The organism is Terriglobus sp. ADX1, assembly GCF_036877645.1.
Lineage (GTDB): Bacteria > Acidobacteriota > Terriglobia > Terriglobales > Acidobacteriaceae > Terriglobus.
This window is the reverse complement of record NZ_JAEDXV010000012.1, coordinates 31,533-45,566: the sequence shown is the minus strand read 5'-3', so window position 1 is coordinate 45,566 and position 14,034 is coordinate 31,533. Positions and strand designations below refer to the sequence as shown.

The 14,034-nt window shown below is 57.7% G+C and carries 14 protein-coding genes; 2 read left to right on the top strand and 12 right to left on the bottom strand.

What is annotated here, in order from left to right; genetic code table 11:
• Positions 1-449: 449 nt before the first annotated feature.
• Positions 450-833 (top strand): group III truncated hemoglobin, encoded by a 384-nt coding sequence (locus tag JAO32_RS09800; RefSeq protein WP_334239769.1) that lies wholly within the window; start codon positions 450-452, stop codon positions 831-833.
• Between the two features lie 50 nt (positions 834-883).
• Positions 884-1,327: a VOC family protein gene (locus tag JAO32_RS09795; protein ID WP_334239768.1), complete on the top strand. Its 444-nt coding sequence runs from the start codon at positions 884-886 to the stop codon at positions 1,325-1,327.
• Between the two features lie 6 nt (positions 1,328-1,333).
• On the opposite strand, the gene JAO32_RS09790 is transcribed toward JAO32_RS09795, so the two are convergent.
• The 12 genes from JAO32_RS09790 to recN form a co-directional block, all read right to left on the bottom strand.
• Entirely contained in the window at positions 1,334-2,257 is a 924-nt protein-coding gene (locus JAO32_RS09790; protein WP_334239766.1) for an alpha/beta fold hydrolase, read from the bottom strand.
• A gap of 4 nt (positions 2,258-2,261) precedes the next feature.
• Positions 2,262-3,236 carry a diacylglycerol/lipid kinase family protein gene (locus JAO32_RS09785; RefSeq protein WP_334239764.1) on the bottom strand — a complete coding sequence of 325 codons (975 nt, stop codon included), beginning with the start codon at positions 3,234-3,236 and terminating at the stop codon, positions 2,262-2,264.
• 25 nt (positions 3,237-3,261) lie between these two features.
• Positions 3,262-4,335 carry a zinc-dependent dehydrogenase gene (locus tag JAO32_RS09780; protein WP_334239762.1) on the bottom strand — a complete coding sequence of 358 codons (1,074 nt, stop codon included), beginning with the start codon at positions 4,333-4,335 and terminating at the stop codon, positions 3,262-3,264.
• Between the two features lie 75 nt (positions 4,336-4,410).
• On the bottom strand, positions 4,411-5,100 hold the full coding sequence (locus JAO32_RS09775) for a phosphorylase family protein (RefSeq protein WP_334239761.1): 690 nt from the start codon (positions 5,098-5,100) through the stop codon (positions 4,411-4,413).
• Positions 5,097-6,101: a hopanoid-associated sugar epimerase gene (hpnA, locus tag JAO32_RS09770; protein ID WP_334239758.1), complete on the bottom strand. Its 1,005-nt coding sequence runs from the start codon at positions 6,099-6,101 to the stop codon at positions 5,097-5,099. Before hpnA ends, JAO32_RS09775 begins: the two co-directional genes overlap by 4 nt.
• A complete protein-coding gene (locus tag JAO32_RS09765; RefSeq protein WP_334239757.1) occupies positions 6,098-6,475 on the bottom strand; it encodes a DUF6334 family protein in 378 nt (125 codons plus the stop codon). The genes hpnA and JAO32_RS09765 overlap by 4 nt, the downstream gene beginning before the upstream one ends.
• A 4-nt stretch (positions 6,476-6,479) precedes the next feature.
• Positions 6,480-6,932, bottom strand: coding sequence for a hypothetical protein (locus tag JAO32_RS09760; RefSeq protein ID WP_334239754.1), 453 nt, complete (start codon positions 6,930-6,932; stop codon positions 6,480-6,482).
• Positions 6,933-6,979: 47 nt separating this feature from the next.
• Positions 6,980-7,327, bottom strand: coding sequence for a hypothetical protein (locus JAO32_RS09755; protein WP_334239752.1), 348 nt, complete (start codon positions 7,325-7,327; stop codon positions 6,980-6,982).
• A gap of 33 nt (positions 7,328-7,360) precedes the next feature.
• Positions 7,361-8,512: an adenosyl-hopene transferase HpnH gene (gene hpnH / locus JAO32_RS09750; RefSeq protein WP_334239750.1), complete on the bottom strand. Its 1,152-nt coding sequence runs from the start codon at positions 8,510-8,512 to the stop codon at positions 7,361-7,363.
• Positions 8,513-8,569: 57 nt separating this feature from the next.
• Complete coding sequence (shc, locus tag JAO32_RS09745) at positions 8,570-10,603, bottom strand: squalene--hopene cyclase (protein ID WP_334239749.1); 2,034 nt, start codon at positions 10,601-10,603, stop codon at positions 8,570-8,572.
• Between the two features lie 81 nt (positions 10,604-10,684).
• The gene (locus JAO32_RS09740; RefSeq protein ID WP_443082586.1) at positions 10,685-11,695 is read right to left on the bottom strand and encodes a 4-hydroxy-3-methylbut-2-enyl diphosphate reductase; all 1,011 of its coding nucleotides are present in this window, start codon (positions 11,693-11,695) and stop codon (positions 10,685-10,687) included.
• A gap of 368 nt (positions 11,696-12,063) precedes the next feature.
• Complete coding sequence (gene recN / locus JAO32_RS09735; RefSeq protein WP_334239746.1) at positions 12,064-13,836, bottom strand: DNA repair protein RecN; 1,773 nt, start codon at positions 13,834-13,836, stop codon at positions 12,064-12,066.
• Positions 13,837-14,034 lie beyond the last annotated feature (198 nt).

Sequence of the window (14,034 nt, the reverse complement as noted above, 5' to 3'; positions counted from 1 at the left end):
CGTTTTCGCGAAGCTGGTTTGTTTCTTTGGCTGAAAGCGATTGAACGCTGGTGGCGCGGTGAAGTGTGTAGGGATTCTTCGCTGCGCTCAGAATGACGGTCTTTGACCGTACGAGCTTCGCTGGTTGACGATCTTCTCTGGACAATCTTTGGTCGTACGAGGCTTTCCTTGATAACGATCTTCTCTGGACGATCTTTGATCGTTGACGCGCTTTCCGCGTTGGAGCTTCGCTTTGCGAAGCTGTTTTGGTTTGTAGCTGAAAAGATTTGAGAGATGTCGTCGCATGAAGACTCGCTGGGATTCTTCGCTGCGCTCAGAATGACGTACTACGAGTAACTTCACCATAGGACACACTTGGTACATTCGAACTCACGGTGCGCTGCTGCGAGCGACTCAACTCACCGTGCGGTGCGCTTGATAGTGCGAGCGACTCAGTTAGGTTTTTGATTATGGAGATTACGGAAGAACAAATCGGAGACCTTGTGGAGACCTTCTATGCCAGGGTTCGGGTGGATCCTGAGATTGGTCCTATCTTTAACGCTATTGTGTCCGACTGGCCGCATCACCTCTCCGTCTTGAAGGACTTCTGGTCTACGGTGTTGTTAACCACCGGTCGCTACAAAGGCGATCCTGCAATGCGCCACATCGGTCTTGGTCTTGACCTGGAGCATTTTGATCGATGGCTCGCTCTCTTTTCTGAAACAACCAAAGAGATATTCCCTGCTGAGACTGCAGACTGGATTCTCAACAAGGCACAAAGAATTAGTCAGAATTTTCAGGATGCTGCCGCGTTCGTGAGAGACGTGAAAGATCCGTTCACATCATCGACTTAATAACAGCGCTGCCGTTGTTGGATACAGATGAGTTCTTGTAGAGTCGCCGCATGGCACTGAAACGGATGGATAACGTTGGCATCGTCGTTGAGGATCTGGATGAGACGATTGCATTCTTTGTAGATCTTGGACTGGAGTTGGAAGGGCGAGCCACGATTGAAGGTGAGTGGGCGGGCCGTGTCACCGGACTTACTGACCAACATGTAGAGATTGCCATGATGCGCACACCGGACGGACATGGCCGGCTTGAGCTTTCACGTCTGCTCAAGCCAGCAGTTGTTGCGGATCACCGCAACGCTCCGGTGAATGCTTTGGGCTATCTCCGCGTGATGTTTGCCGTTGATGATATTGACGAGACTCTCGACAAGCTTCGTAAGCGCGGCGCACAGCTTGTGGGTGAAGTCGTCCGGTATCAGAACTCGTATCGGCTTTGCTACATTCGCGGACCTGAAGGAGTTCTGATTGGACTTGCGCAGGAACTTAACGGAGCATGATGTGGTTCAAGCTGCGTGCGCAGTTTGAACAATCGCTTCGATCAAGACGTCGTAGAAGATTGGCGGAGTCTCATGCCCCATACCGTCGATCAGCATGAATCTGGCTCCGGGAATCGATGATGCTGTGTCCTCACCGCAGGCTGGAGGAACGAGTGGATCATCGGCACCGTGAACGATAAGCGTAGGAACCATGATGGTGCTCAATCTTGATCGACGATCACCAGCCGTACCGACTGCAGCGATGTGACGACGAGTGCCATCTGGATCGTAGCTACGCCTTAGTTCTTCCTGCACGAGAGCCCGGTATGCGGCTTCGTCGAAGACGTATCCGGTTCCAGCAATACAACGTGCGAATACAACACTGTGTGCCAAGAAACCTTCCAGGTCGACAGCAGGATCGGGAGGAGCGCTGGACATCTTTGCCATCAAGTCCGATGAGGCCTGCGGGAGAGTGGGATTACCTGAACTCGACATGATCGAAGTGAGGGATAGGACACGCTGCGGATGTTCCGACGCGATGATCTGCGCGATGACACCTCCCATGGAGCGACCCACGATGTGCGCGCGTTCGATGGACAAGCTGTCGAGAAGAGCCACTGCATCGTTTGCCATGTCGAGCATAGAGTAAGGAACTTCCGGCTGTCTGCCGGCCATCAGAGCGGCTCTCAAATCAGCAATGGTTGGAGCTGGGCTATTCACAAGATGCGTGGAGTGGCCTGCGTCTCTGTTGTCGAAACGGATGACACGAAAACCTTTTGCGGCGAGAAGTTCGCAGAAGGAATCTGTCCAGCGGATTCGCTGTGCACCGGCTCCTGAGATCAGTAGAAGAGTTTCGTTATCTTCGTTGCCAAAACTGTCGAATGCTAAATCAACGCTACCAATTTTTGCGAGTTGCACTGCTTCGAAGACCTCTGGAATCAATTTTCCCATGATGCTATGTGGGTTGATTGCTATAACGGCTTCTCCGCGATTCGTGCGGCTTATGGAATTCTGTGATCTCTTTGCCCGGTACGAGGAGAATCAAGCGTTGCTCGCTGAGTTCGGCTGAGAGTGGAAGAGTTCCGATCCATTCGCCGTCAGCTTGTGTGTGGACTTTGCCTTCAGTCGATTCGCAATGGAATGCTTGCACATCTGCAGTTTGCAGGTATGGGTTCCAACGATCGAGACGTAGCCAAGAGAAAAGAAACCACAGTGGCAGGCCCAGCAGGGCCGGTGACTTTACAAGTACGAGGCGCATGGTGCTTGCGGACAATGAAGCTCCGCGTGCGATGCCAGGAAAGATGCCGCCGAGATTGCCGATGCGAAGTGCCATGGCGCTGATCGCCGAGGTTGTGTGCCAACCGCCATCGAGTGTTTGATAGCGCACTTGAAAGTTATGCCAGCGTGCGCGGAGCAGAAGATGCAGCGCGTGCATGGCGTAGGTCCAACGTCCAAGCCTGCCTTTGGATGTGGTGAGCATGTGGTACATCAATGCGCCGTCAGGGCCTGCGCCTGACATGATGAGGAAGTATCGTTCACTTTGTGGTGTGTTGCAGCGCGCTATCTGCAGTTCTCTTTGGCGTGTGGTGCGGTATGCCTCTGCTGCTTTCAGGGGATGCAGCGGGATGCCGAGTTCTCGACATAGAGCATTTGCGCTGCCGAGAGGGATGATGGCAAACCTTGCGGACGTGCCTGCGATTCCTTGCAATGCGTCGTGGATTGTGCCGTCGCCTCCGCAGACGAAGATGATCTCCGCGCCTGCTGCGATGGCTTGGCGAGCCTGATCGCCTGCACTACCTCGATGTGTTGTGGCTACGATTTCAAGTTCGTAGCCGTGGCTTTGTAGCGTTGCTACGACCCGTTCTATGAGAGACGCACGTGTGGACTGTGATCTTCCGGATGCCGGGTTGTAGAGCAGAATGCCACGCATGATTTTCCGGAGCAATACATGACTGTCAGGGTTGAATCACGATCTTCATGCTATCGGCTACGGGGTGTGATGCGAGGTCGATTCCCTTTACTGCATCTTCAAGGCTGAAGCGGTGGGAGATGAGTTTGGTGAGGTCGAAGGTGCCGTCGCGGTAGCCGTTGAAGACGAGGTCGATAGCTTCGTCCTGAATAGCTACCGACGATGAGTAAGAGCCCATCAGTGTTTTTTCATCCATGCAGACAGCGGCGGGATCGAAAGGGGCTTCGCCGTGCTGGGTCTGCGCGAAGAGGCAGACGCGACCGCCAGGGCGGATGGCGTTCATGGCCTGTGTGATGAGGCTGTTTGCACCGACGGCGAGCAGAGCGACGTCGGCCCCGCGGCCTTCGGTGACTCGCTTGCATTCTGCGATGACGTCGCTGTTGGCGTCGAGCGGGTGGTCCAGGCCGTAGGTCCTGGCGACGACGTGCCGGTCGGCGTAGAGATCGCTGGTGAGCACGTGCGGGGTCTTACGTTTTGCGAGTGCTGCAAGCAGAATACCGATGGGCCCCTGGCCGATGACGAGAACGGTTTCGTCGGGCTGCAGATTGAGGAGTTCGATGGCCTTGTAGCAGGTGTTGACGGGTTCGATCCATGCGGCCTGCTCGAATGGAATGTCGTTAGGTATGTGAACTAACCCTTTTTCGACGATCCAATCCATGACGCGAATGTATTCTGCAAAGCCGCCGCCGGAGGGTTCGCCAAAGCCTGCAGTTGCACCGACCTTCTTGTAGGTCTCGCACTGCGCGAAGGTCTGTTTGCGGCAGTAATAACAGGTGCCGCAGGGGATGTGATGGAAGCTCATGACGCGGTCGCCGGGCTTAAAGTTGGTGACGCCTTCACCGACAGCGACGACGGTGCCGCTCATCTCGTGACCGAAGACACGCGGTGCAGAGTGCGAGCCGGTGTGGATCTTCTTGAGGTCCGTGCCGCAGATGCCGCAGGTGTGAATCTTCATCAGCACTTCGCCGGGACCGATGGTGGGAACGGGGACTTCTTCGATGCGGACGTCGTTTACGGCGCGGTAGACAGCGGCTTTTTGCGTTGCGGGTGTGGCTTCCATGTTCTTCTCTAGTTTACCGGGGCGGGGCTAACGACAGTACGCAACGACCGCTAAGATTCCGCAACGGAAGCAACATTATTTAGGGCGTTCCATGCCGATCTCGTCGGCGATGGCGTTGCAGAGGTTGGTGGCCGCAAGGCTGGCCTGTTTGCCGAATTGCGAAAGTGCGCTCCAGTAGCGGGGTTTCGTGGCGACGTGTGCAACGAAGCGTGCTGTGGCGAACTTACCCTGCGCGGTGATGAACGGGTTCATGTCCGGCAACTCTTCTTCAAGCGTGTCGCTGATGGCCTTGATGGCGCGGAAACCGAGGCCGTTGGCGAGGGCGAGGCGTGCGAGCGTGGCGGCTTCCATGTCGACTGCGACGGAGCCGTCATACGTGTTGGCGAGGCGATGTTTCTCTTCGCGACTGGCCACGCGCGACGAAGTGAGAAGGAGACCACCGCTGCCGTCGGCTGCGTACATTTCGCCTGTGTTCAGGTCGCGCACCATGCTGGCGCGAAGAACTGTGCCGGGCGCGATCTCTTCGCGGAGTGCGCCTGCCCATCCCACGGAGAGCATGGTGAGTGGCTGGCAGACCTGCGTGGCGCGGGCAAAGGCTCGTGTGGCCGCTGCGGCGCCCATGCCTCCGGCGAAGGCCATGATGGGGCCAGCGGGATGCTGCCACCCATCGACGCCGTTGACGGATTCCAGCGCGGCCCAGCTACGGACCAGCGGCTTCAGCTCGCCGGGCATGGCGGCGATGATGACGATGGCGTCGTTCATCATGCTTTGCTGTACTGAGGAGCGTAGTTATTCGCTACGAACCACTCCATGGCTGCTTTGAGTGCGTGGTCGATGGGTTTGACCTGGAAGCCCAGGTCTTTTTCAGCTTTCGCTGATGAGGCCCACATCATCTTCTTGCCCATGCGGACGGCCTCAACAGTAGCGCGTGGTTCTTTGCCGCGAAGCTTGCCTGTGATGTTCTCGTCGAAGAAGGCGAAGGCCATGGCGACGGCGTGCGGCACCTTGTGCTTTGGCGATGGCAGGCCGCTGATGGCCGCCATGCGGTCAAGGATTTGCTTGAGCGTGAGGTTTTCACCGCCGAGGATGTAGCGTTCGCCAGGAGTTCCTCGATCCAGCGCTTCGACGTGCATGCGCGCGATCTCTTCCACATCGACGAGGTTGAGGCCGGTGTCGACGTAGGCCGGAAAGTTCTTGTTCAGGAAGTCCACGATGATGCGGCCGGTTGGCGTGGGCTTGCGGTCGAGCGGGCCGATGGGCGTCGTGGGATTGAGGATCATCACGTGCTGACCGAGGCGTACTGCGGCGAGGGCTTCCTGCTCGGCGAGCCACTTGCTGCGCTTGTAGTGGCCGATCATGTCGGCTTCCGTGACGGGGGTTTCCTCGTTGACGATGGTGTCGGTCTTGGTGAAGCCCATCGTAGCGACGCTGCTGGTGTAGACGACTCGCTGAATGTTGAGTTCGCGCGCCAGCTTCAGGAGTTCGCGTGTGCCTTCGACGTTGGCCTTGTACATGTCAGCCGGATCGGGCACCCAGAGGCGGTAGTCTGCTGCGACGTGGACGAGGGCATCGCAGCCTTCGAGGGCGCTACGGAGCGCGGCTGCGTTGCGGAGATCGCCTGTGACGGTCTCTGCGGCAATGCCTTCGAGCGAGGCGAGGTTGCTGCTATTGCGCGTGAGCAGACGGAGGTTTGCGCCCTGTGCAGCATAGGCGCGAGCTACGTGGCTGCCGACAAAACCTGTGGCTCCAGTGAGGAAGACGTTCATGTGCGCTGGCGGACTTCAAGGACTTCGAAGGCGGCGGCGACTACGTTGAGGCCGATTTCCGGTACGACGCCGTCGAAGCTTAGGAGCGCGCCGTCGGTGTAGCCCTGCTGATTGAGTGTGAGCCAGCCGGTGGAAAGTTCCTTCCCGATGAAGCGGCTCCATGCGAGTTCAGTTGTGAGGTCGTCAGCGTCTTCGAGGTCCGGGATGGGTTCGAAGCTGACGGCGATGGCGTCGGAGTCCTCGTTGCAACGGAAGATGAGGGCATCGGCACCGAAGGCGAGGAGTATCTCCTCGCCTTCGCCGGTATCGTTGCCGAGGACTGCGGTTAGTTGCCTGCCCTGCGCTTGCAGGAAAGGCTGCAGATTCTCGCTCATGGAATTAGTCCAGTTTTTCGGGTTCGATCTGGATGTTCTTTTCGCCAGCAGCCTTCTTTTCCCAGTACTTCTTGACCCAGGCTTCAAAGGTTTTGCCAGCGGCGGTGTCTCGTCCGCTGAAGTTCAGCGCAGCGATTTCGCTGTACGGGATGCTGCGGCGGCTCTTGTCTTCTCCCTTGGAAGGGATGATGCGGACCAGCGAATCTTCCAACGACTTGCCCTGACGACGATCGTAAAGATAACCTTCAATGGCTTCGCCGGACTTCAGCGTGAGCGTGACATCACCGCGGTAGTCGAATGCCTTTTCAAGCGCGTCCTTGATCTCTGCCTCAGTGGCGAGAGCCGGGATCCAGCCTTCGAGGTTTTCGCGGTCGCGGCCAGCCATGACCTCAATCTGGTCGGGGCTGAGCTGCTGCAGTTCTTCAATCTTCAGGTGTTCCTGCTGTTCGGTTGCCATGAACTTTTATCCCTATTCCGTCAATGATAGAAGACTCGGAAAGCAAACTACCATTCTGGTTTGTCATTCCATGGTTGAACTTGAATCCGCTTCTCAGTCCAACCATGACGACTTAGAAGATCTAAAAACTTCTTTTTGACTTCCGGGCTCACCATCGGTGCGAACTGAACCTTGATCGAGGTAGGCGGGCTGGGATTTGCATCGTTGTAGCAGCCACCACCCAGTCGAGTATCCAGAGTCTTCAGAGATACCTTGTACCAGACGGGAGCATTCTCATCCCTCATGGAAAGCACATCATTCTCTGCTATCCGAAGCTTGAATGGGCAGACATCGCGTCGCGCATCCAGATGAGACTGGCTCCAACTCAACAAGACGAACACGGCAGTAGCAAGCATGCGGAATGCTAACAAAACTGCCGCATCGGATGCTTAGTCCCCCGCCACCAGCGATTCAGAATGGTTGACGCGCTCAGACTCAGCCGACAGGATGCCGGAGCCGATCTGCACGAGCTGGCCGTGGTTCGTGGGTTTCCAGTCGTTCAGGAGCTTCTGCGCATCGGGGTCTTCGTACGTGCCGCCGAACATGGCCTTTGCCGTAGCGATGAGGCCCTTCAGCGAACCGAAGGTGTAGTTCACGCCCGACGCTTCGTAGCCGGAGTGAACCATGCAGTTGGCGCAACGCGGGTTGCCGCTTTCGGTGCCGTAGTTAGCCCAATCCACTTCATCCAGCAGTTCCTGGAAGGTGTCGGCGTAGCCATCCTGCAGGAGGTAGCAGGGCTTCTGCCATCCGAAGATGGAGAAGGTGGGCATGCCCCACGGCGTGCAGGTGAGTTCACGCTTGCCCATCAGGAATTCCAGGAAGATGGGGTTTGCGTTGAACTGCCAACGCTTCTTGCGGTTCGACAACAGTGCGCGGAACAGCTTGCGCGAGCGTGCGCGGCCGAGGAAGTGCTTCTGGTCCGGCGCCTTGTCGTAGGTGTAGCCGGGCGAGATCATCATGCTGTCCACGCCAGCGTCCATCAACTGATCAAAGTGGCGGCGAACGGAGTTCGGGTCGGCACCGTCAAAGAGCGTGGTGTTCGTCGTTACACGGAAGCCCGCAGCCACAGCGGCGCGGATGCCTTCCATGGCGATGTCGTGTCCGCCTTCGCGGCAGACACCGAAGTCGTGGTGCTCTTTTTCACCGTCGACGTGCACGGAGAATGACAGATACTTCGACGGCTTGAAGAGGTGCAGCTTCTCCTTGAGCAGGAGCGCGTTGGTGCACATGTACACGTACTTCTTGCGGTCGATGAGTCCCTGAACGATCTCCGGCATCCGGGGATGCAGAAGCGGTTCGCCGCCGGGGATGGACACCATCGGGACGCCGCATTCTTCAACAGCCTTGAAGCATTCCTCGGGAGTGAGTTCTGCTTTGAGGATGTGAGCGGGATACTGGATTTTGCCGCAGCCGGCGCAGGCCAGGTTGCAGCGGAAGAGCGGCTCGAGCATAAGCACGAGGGGGTAACGCTTGCGGCCCGCGAGCTTCTGCTTGATGACGTAGGTCGCCACCGTCCATGCCTGAGATACAGGAATTGCCATTGGTCTAAGTTCCTCCGGGGCAAACGGCCCCAGCATTACAAACTGGTATTACGAAATCTATTCCGCGGGAGCGCGCATCGCCTTATCGTAGGTCGTGAGCGCCAGCAGCGGGAAGTACTGCTTGTACAGGTGGTACCCCAGATAGAACACACGCGGGAATCCTGTGCCGGTGTAGTAGCTTTCGCCGTTGCGGCCGGGGATAAGTTCGCTCCACGTGCCGTCTTCCTTCTGCTGGTTGACGAGCCAGCGAACGCCCTTGGCCACCGAGTCAGAACGCGTGTCGCCACCTGCGAGAAGCGCGAGCAGAGCCCATGCTGTCTGCGATGGAGTGGACGGGCCAACGCCGCGTGTTCCTGGATCGTCGTACGTGGCGCACCACTCGCCCCATCCACCGTCGTTGTTCTGCACGGAGCGAACCCATTCGACAGACTGTTGCACTGCGGGTTCGTTCTGGTCAAAGCCAATGGCTTCCAGACCACGCAGTACGAGGAAGGTGCCGTAGAGGTAGTTGACACCCCAGCGACCAAACCACGAACCGTCCGACTCCTGTTCCTTCAGGATGAACTGCACTGCGGCTTCCACGCGCTTGTCACGACGGGTGTAGCCGTAGGCAGCCAGAGTCTCCAGGATGCGACCGGTAATGTCTACCGTCGGCGGATCCAGCATCGCGTTGTGATCGGCGAAGGGGATGTACTGGAAGATCATTTTTGTGTTGTCACGGTCGAAGGAAGCCCATCCACCGTTCTTGCACTGCATGCCAAAGATCCAGTTGATGGCGCGCTGAGCGATCTCATGTTGCTGACGTTCGTGCGGATGATCGACCGCCTTGAGTGCGAGCAGCACTTCGCCCGTGTCGTCGACGTCAGGATAATGAATGTTGTTGTAGAAGAAGGCCCAGCCGCCGGGTTCAACGTTCTTAACCTTCTGCGCCCAGTCGCCCTTGTGGCGGCTCTCCTTGCTGAAGAGCCAGTCCGCTGCGAGGATCATGCGCGGATCAGTGGGCGAAATGTCAGCCGAGCCAAGCGCCGAAACTACCTGCGCCGTGTCCCACACGGGCGAGAGGCAGGGCTGCATGCGGAAGGTGGGCGTGGGGTAATTCGGTTCGCCGTTGGGCTTGTCGATGCCGAGCTTCTCAAACTCGTCCATCGCGCGGATCATCTGCGGGTCATCCAGCGAGTAACCGAGGTGCCGCATGGCAACGATCGCGTTGAGCATGGCGGGATAGATGGCGCCGAGGCCATCAGAACCTTCGAAACGCTCCAGCATCCACTCTTCCGCCTTTTTCAAGGCACGCTTACGCAACGGGCGGATGTGTATCCGCTCTGCCCAGTGCGCGATGCGATCCCAGAAGAGGAAGAAGTTGCGCCACGAGATGGGCTTCTTACGATCCCAGCGGAGATGCAGATCGGCATTCTTGCGGCCGCCAACGAAGAGTTCGTCGATGCCCTGCTCCGGCGACAGAAGCTTCAGGGGCTTCTTCGCATAGATGATCGAGAGCGGCACGAGAATGCCACGCGACCAGGCGGAAATTTCGTAGATATTAAAGTAAAACCAGTTCGGAAAGAGAACGATCTCCGGCGGAATTGCGGGGACAGCATCGTAGTCGTACTGACCGAATGCGCAGAGATAAATCTTAGTGAAAGTGTTGCACTCCACCACGCCGCCCAGCGATAGCACCGATTCGCGGGCCTTCACCATGACGGGGTGATCTGCGGGCCATCCCATCATCTTGAGAGCGTGATACGACTTGACGCCGTAATTTACGTTCGAGGGGCCGCCGGGATAAACACTCCATCCGCCATCTTCGTTCTGGTGGCGAAGGATTTCATTCACAGCGCGCTGCATCTTGCCGGGGTCCCCCGTGCCAAGCAGCGTATGCATGAAAATGTAATCGGCTTCCAGCATGACGTCGGCTTCGAGTTCGCCACACCAGTGGCCATCCGGCTGCTGCTGAGAAAGTAGCCAGTCCGCAGCTTTGCGGACGGCGGAGCGCACCTGGTCCAAGCCCAGATCAATGCGCCCAAAACGCGGCTGTGCCGCGCCGGCTTCGGTGGCCGCCGACGTTCCCGGTCTGTATTTCTGATCCTGCATTCTGATTAGACGTATTCCCCGTGCCGAGCGATGCTGCTTACTGCAACTGCGAAGAGCACTACGTGATACCTTCGGCTGCGATTACGCAGCCGGTGATGGCGCCGGAGCAATGGCGCGAACAATCTCCGGCGGAAGGCCGAAGCGAACGTTCTCCGGCATGACCTCAACCTCATCGACCGAGCCATAACCAATGCCCTGAAGATAAGCGACCACTTCCTGTACGAGAACTTCAGGCGCAGATGCGCCCGCTGTGATTGCGACCTTCTCAACACCCTCCAGCCACTGGGGCTGAATATCCTGGGCCTTGTCGATCAGGTAGCTCTTGGTACCGAGGTTCTCAGAAACCTCAACCAGACGGTTGGAGTTGGAGCTGTTCTTTGAACCGACGACCAACACCAGATCCGCACCGTGCGCCACATTCTTCACCGCCGTCTGGCGATTTTCCGTGGCGTAGCAGATGTCCTGCGCGTGCGGTCCAACGATGTTCGGAAACTTCTTCTTCAGTGCCTCAATCATGTACTTCGCTTCATCAAGCGAAAGCGTCGTCTGCGTGAGGTATGCAACCTTGTCCGGATCAGGAACCACGAGAGCATCAACTTCTTCAACCGTGGAGACGACCTGGGTTACTTCAGGTGCTTCGCCTGCGGTGCCCTCTACCTCTTCGTGATCGCGATGACCGACGAGTACAAGGGAGTAGCCCTGCTTGGCAAACTTGATGGCTTCGACGTGAACCTTCGTAACGAGCGGGCAGGTGGCATCGATAACCTTGAGGCCACGCTCCTTTGCACGTTCACGAACTGCCGGGGAGACACCGTGCGCGGAGTAGATCACGCGCTTACCCTCGGGCACTTCGTCCAGCTCGTTGACGAAGATTGCGCCCTTCTGGCGCAGGTCATCGACGACGTAGCGGTTGTGAACGATTTCCTTGCGCACGTAGATAGGCGCGCCGAAGGTATCCAGCGCGATCTTCACGATGTCCACTGCACGCACCACACCGGCGCAAAAGCCACGCGGCTTCAGCAAGAGAACGCGCTTCTGTTGAGCGCTTTCGTTTTCGGTGGATACAGGCGGGTCGAGGGTCAGAGTGCTCACGGATAAAGTATACCGCGAAGTAAACCCCTGACGCAGTGATTTGAACCTGTTGTGGTGCAATCTGACGAAACTACGACAAAGCGCCACTGGCGCAATATGGCGCACGCAGCACTTCGTCGAGCGGAGGACGTCCTTGCGGACTCCTTACAAGTGTCCTTCGCACCCCCCGTGAGGGCAATGGCAACCGATAGTCGTAGGGGCAGCTTTCGCGGCATCTTCGCAGTATTGCGAGCAGTATTTGCCTTCTGTCACGGTGCAGCTACAGGGGGTATGTGCACACTTCTTCGGTTCGTGAGACATCGGGGAATCTCCTCTTGCAGTAATTCCGTAATGACTTGGAGTGGTTCCCCCGATTTCCGGTTGCCGCACTAACGGCTTGCTTTGAGCATTTGTTCCGCGTGCTTCAGGCTGGTCTCCGTGACGGTGGCGCCGGAGATCATGCGAGCGATTTCGCCGGTGCGTTCCTCGTCCTTCATCTGGCGGATCTGGGTGCGGGTGCGGCCTTCTTTTTCAGACTTCTCAACGAGGAAGTGCTGGTCGGCGAAGGCAGCGATCTGCGGCAGGTGGGTGACGCACAGAACCTGCTGGTGCTTCGAAAGTGCTTTCAGCTTGGCGCCGACTGCTTCCGCGGCGCGACCGCCGATGCCGATATCGATTTCGTCGAAGACGAGCGTGCGTGGCAGAGGGATGCGGCGCTTGGTGCGGTCTGCCCCGCCCTCTTCCACGGAAACCTTCAGCGCCAGCATGACGCGGCTCATTTCACCGCCGGAGGCGATCTCTTCCAGCGGCTTCAGAGGTTCACCAGCATTGGTGGCGATGAGGCATTCCACATGATCCCAACCGACCGCCGTCCAGAAGCTCTGTTCCTTCTGCGGAGCGACTTCCACGCGGAAGCGCACCTGCATGGCGAGGTCGTTGATTTGTTGCTCGGCGAGTTTTTCCAGCTTGCGCGCGGAGGATGTGCGCGTTTCCGTGAGGTCCTGTGCGACGCAGGTGTAGATGTGTTCGCATTCGGCGAGTGTCTTCTTCGCGGCCTCAATGAGTGTTTCGCGATTCTCCACTTCGTTCAACTTTGCAGAAACTTCTTCGCCGTATGCGATGACTTCTCCGAGCGTCTTGCCGTATTTGCGCTTCAGACGATCGAGCGCTGCGAGGCGGTCTTCGATTTCAGCGAGGCGTTCGGGGGAGGCGTTGATGTTTTCCGCGTAGTGGCGTGCAGTTTCGCTGATATCAGCGACGGTGGCGCGAGCGTTGGCGATCTGCGTTGCTGCTTCTGTGAACGATGTGTCGTAACGCGCGAGTTCTTCCAGATGCTTCTGTGCTGCTGCAAGCGAAGATTCCGCGCTGGCTTCATTCTCGTAAAGCACTTCCTGCGCGTTCATGGCTGCGGTGTAGAGCTTTTCCGCGTTGGACAGGACACGCTTTTCGGCTTCAAGCTGATCGTCTTCTTCTGCGGATGCAATGTTGGCATCGGCGATTTCGCTGCGCTGGAAGATCCACAGGTCGACCATGCGCAGGCGCTCCTGCTCATCGGCAGAGAGACGGTCGAGTTCTTCGCGTGCGTCACGCCAGAGTGCGTACGCCGTGCGGATGTTTTCGCCTGCCTGTGCGACATCGAGCCCCTTGTGCGATTTGAGGCGTTCGCGCAGGTCGATGACGAGTTCTTTGCCCAGGCCAGTATTTGTATTCACGCCGGCAAAGCGATCGAGCAGGCCGCGCTGTTGTGCCTGATCGAATGCGCCCATGGTTTCTGCCTGCGAGTGCACCAGCGCGAGTTCGGGTGCGAGTTGGCGGAGAACGGCGACGGTGGCAGGCTGATTGTTCAGAAAGACGCGGCCCTTGCCGGATGCGTTCACTTCGCGGCGAAGAAGTATTTCAGTGCTCTCGACGTCGATGCCGTTGGCTTCGAGGATGGCCTCAGCACCTGGAGTGGCTTCAAAGACACACGAGACGACTGCTTTTTCTGCGCCGTGGCGCACCACATCGCTGGCGGCGCGGCCACCCATGAGGAGGGCGAGAGCGTCGACAAGGATGGATTTACCTGCGCCGGTTTCGCCCGTGAGCAGGTTCAGGCCGTTGCCGAAGGTGGCGACAGCGTGGTCGATGACAGCATAGTTTTCCGCTCGCAGCTCAAGGAGCATTTTCGCCCTCTCTTCGCGCAGAGAATAGCACGGATGAGTTGGTGGCCGGGTTACATTTCTTCGCGTCAGGCATTGGCAAAAGGAGTTCCCAGGCTGGCCTGATATCAAAAGCAGAACACATAGAGCACAAGGTACACGCAACGATCGGCACGGTTTATCGCAATCGTTTTGCCCTGTTTTGTGCAGAGATGCACCTGA

What these genes read in the sequence shown, in the direction of transcription:
- JAO32_RS09800 (WP_334239769.1), top strand. Translation starts at nt 450, where the DNA reads ATGGAGATTACGGAAGAACAAATCGGAGACCTTGTGGAGACCTTCTAT.
- JAO32_RS09795 (WP_334239768.1), top strand. Translation starts at nt 884, where the DNA reads ATGGCACTGAAACGGATGGATAACGTTGGCATCGTCGTTGAGGATCTG.
- JAO32_RS09790 (WP_334239766.1), bottom strand. Translation starts at nt 2,257, where the DNA reads ATGGGAAAATTGATTCCAGAGGTCTTCGAAGCAGTGCAACTCGCAAAA.
- JAO32_RS09785 (WP_334239764.1), bottom strand. Translation starts at nt 3,236, where the DNA reads ATGCGTGGCATTCTGCTCTACAACCCGGCATCCGGAAGATCACAGTCC.
- JAO32_RS09780 (WP_334239762.1), bottom strand. Translation starts at nt 4,335, where the DNA reads ATGGAAGCCACACCCGCAACGCAAAAAGCCGCTGTCTACCGCGCCGTA.
- JAO32_RS09775 (WP_334239761.1), bottom strand. Translation starts at nt 5,100, where the DNA reads ATGATGAACGACGCCATCGTCATCATCGCCGCCATGCCCGGCGAGCTG.
- hpnA (WP_334239758.1), bottom strand. Translation starts at nt 6,101, where the DNA reads ATGAACGTCTTCCTCACTGGAGCCACAGGTTTTGTCGGCAGCCACGTA.
- JAO32_RS09765 (WP_334239757.1), bottom strand. Translation starts at nt 6,475, where the DNA reads ATGAGCGAGAATCTGCAGCCTTTCCTGCAAGCGCAGGGCAGGCAACTA.
- JAO32_RS09760 (WP_334239754.1), bottom strand. Translation starts at nt 6,932, where the DNA reads ATGGCAACCGAACAGCAGGAACACCTGAAGATTGAAGAACTGCAGCAG.
- JAO32_RS09755 (WP_334239752.1), bottom strand. Translation starts at nt 7,327, where the DNA reads ATGCTTGCTACTGCCGTGTTCGTCTTGTTGAGTTGGAGCCAGTCTCAT.
- hpnH (WP_334239750.1), bottom strand. Translation starts at nt 8,512, where the DNA reads ATGGCAATTCCTGTATCTCAGGCATGGACGGTGGCGACCTACGTCATC.
- shc (WP_334239749.1), bottom strand. Translation starts at nt 10,603, where the DNA reads ATGCAGGATCAGAAATACAGACCGGGAACGTCGGCGGCCACCGAAGCC.
- recN (WP_334239746.1), bottom strand. Translation starts at nt 13,836, where the DNA reads ATGCTCCTTGAGCTGCGAGCGGAAAACTATGCTGTCATCGACCACGCT.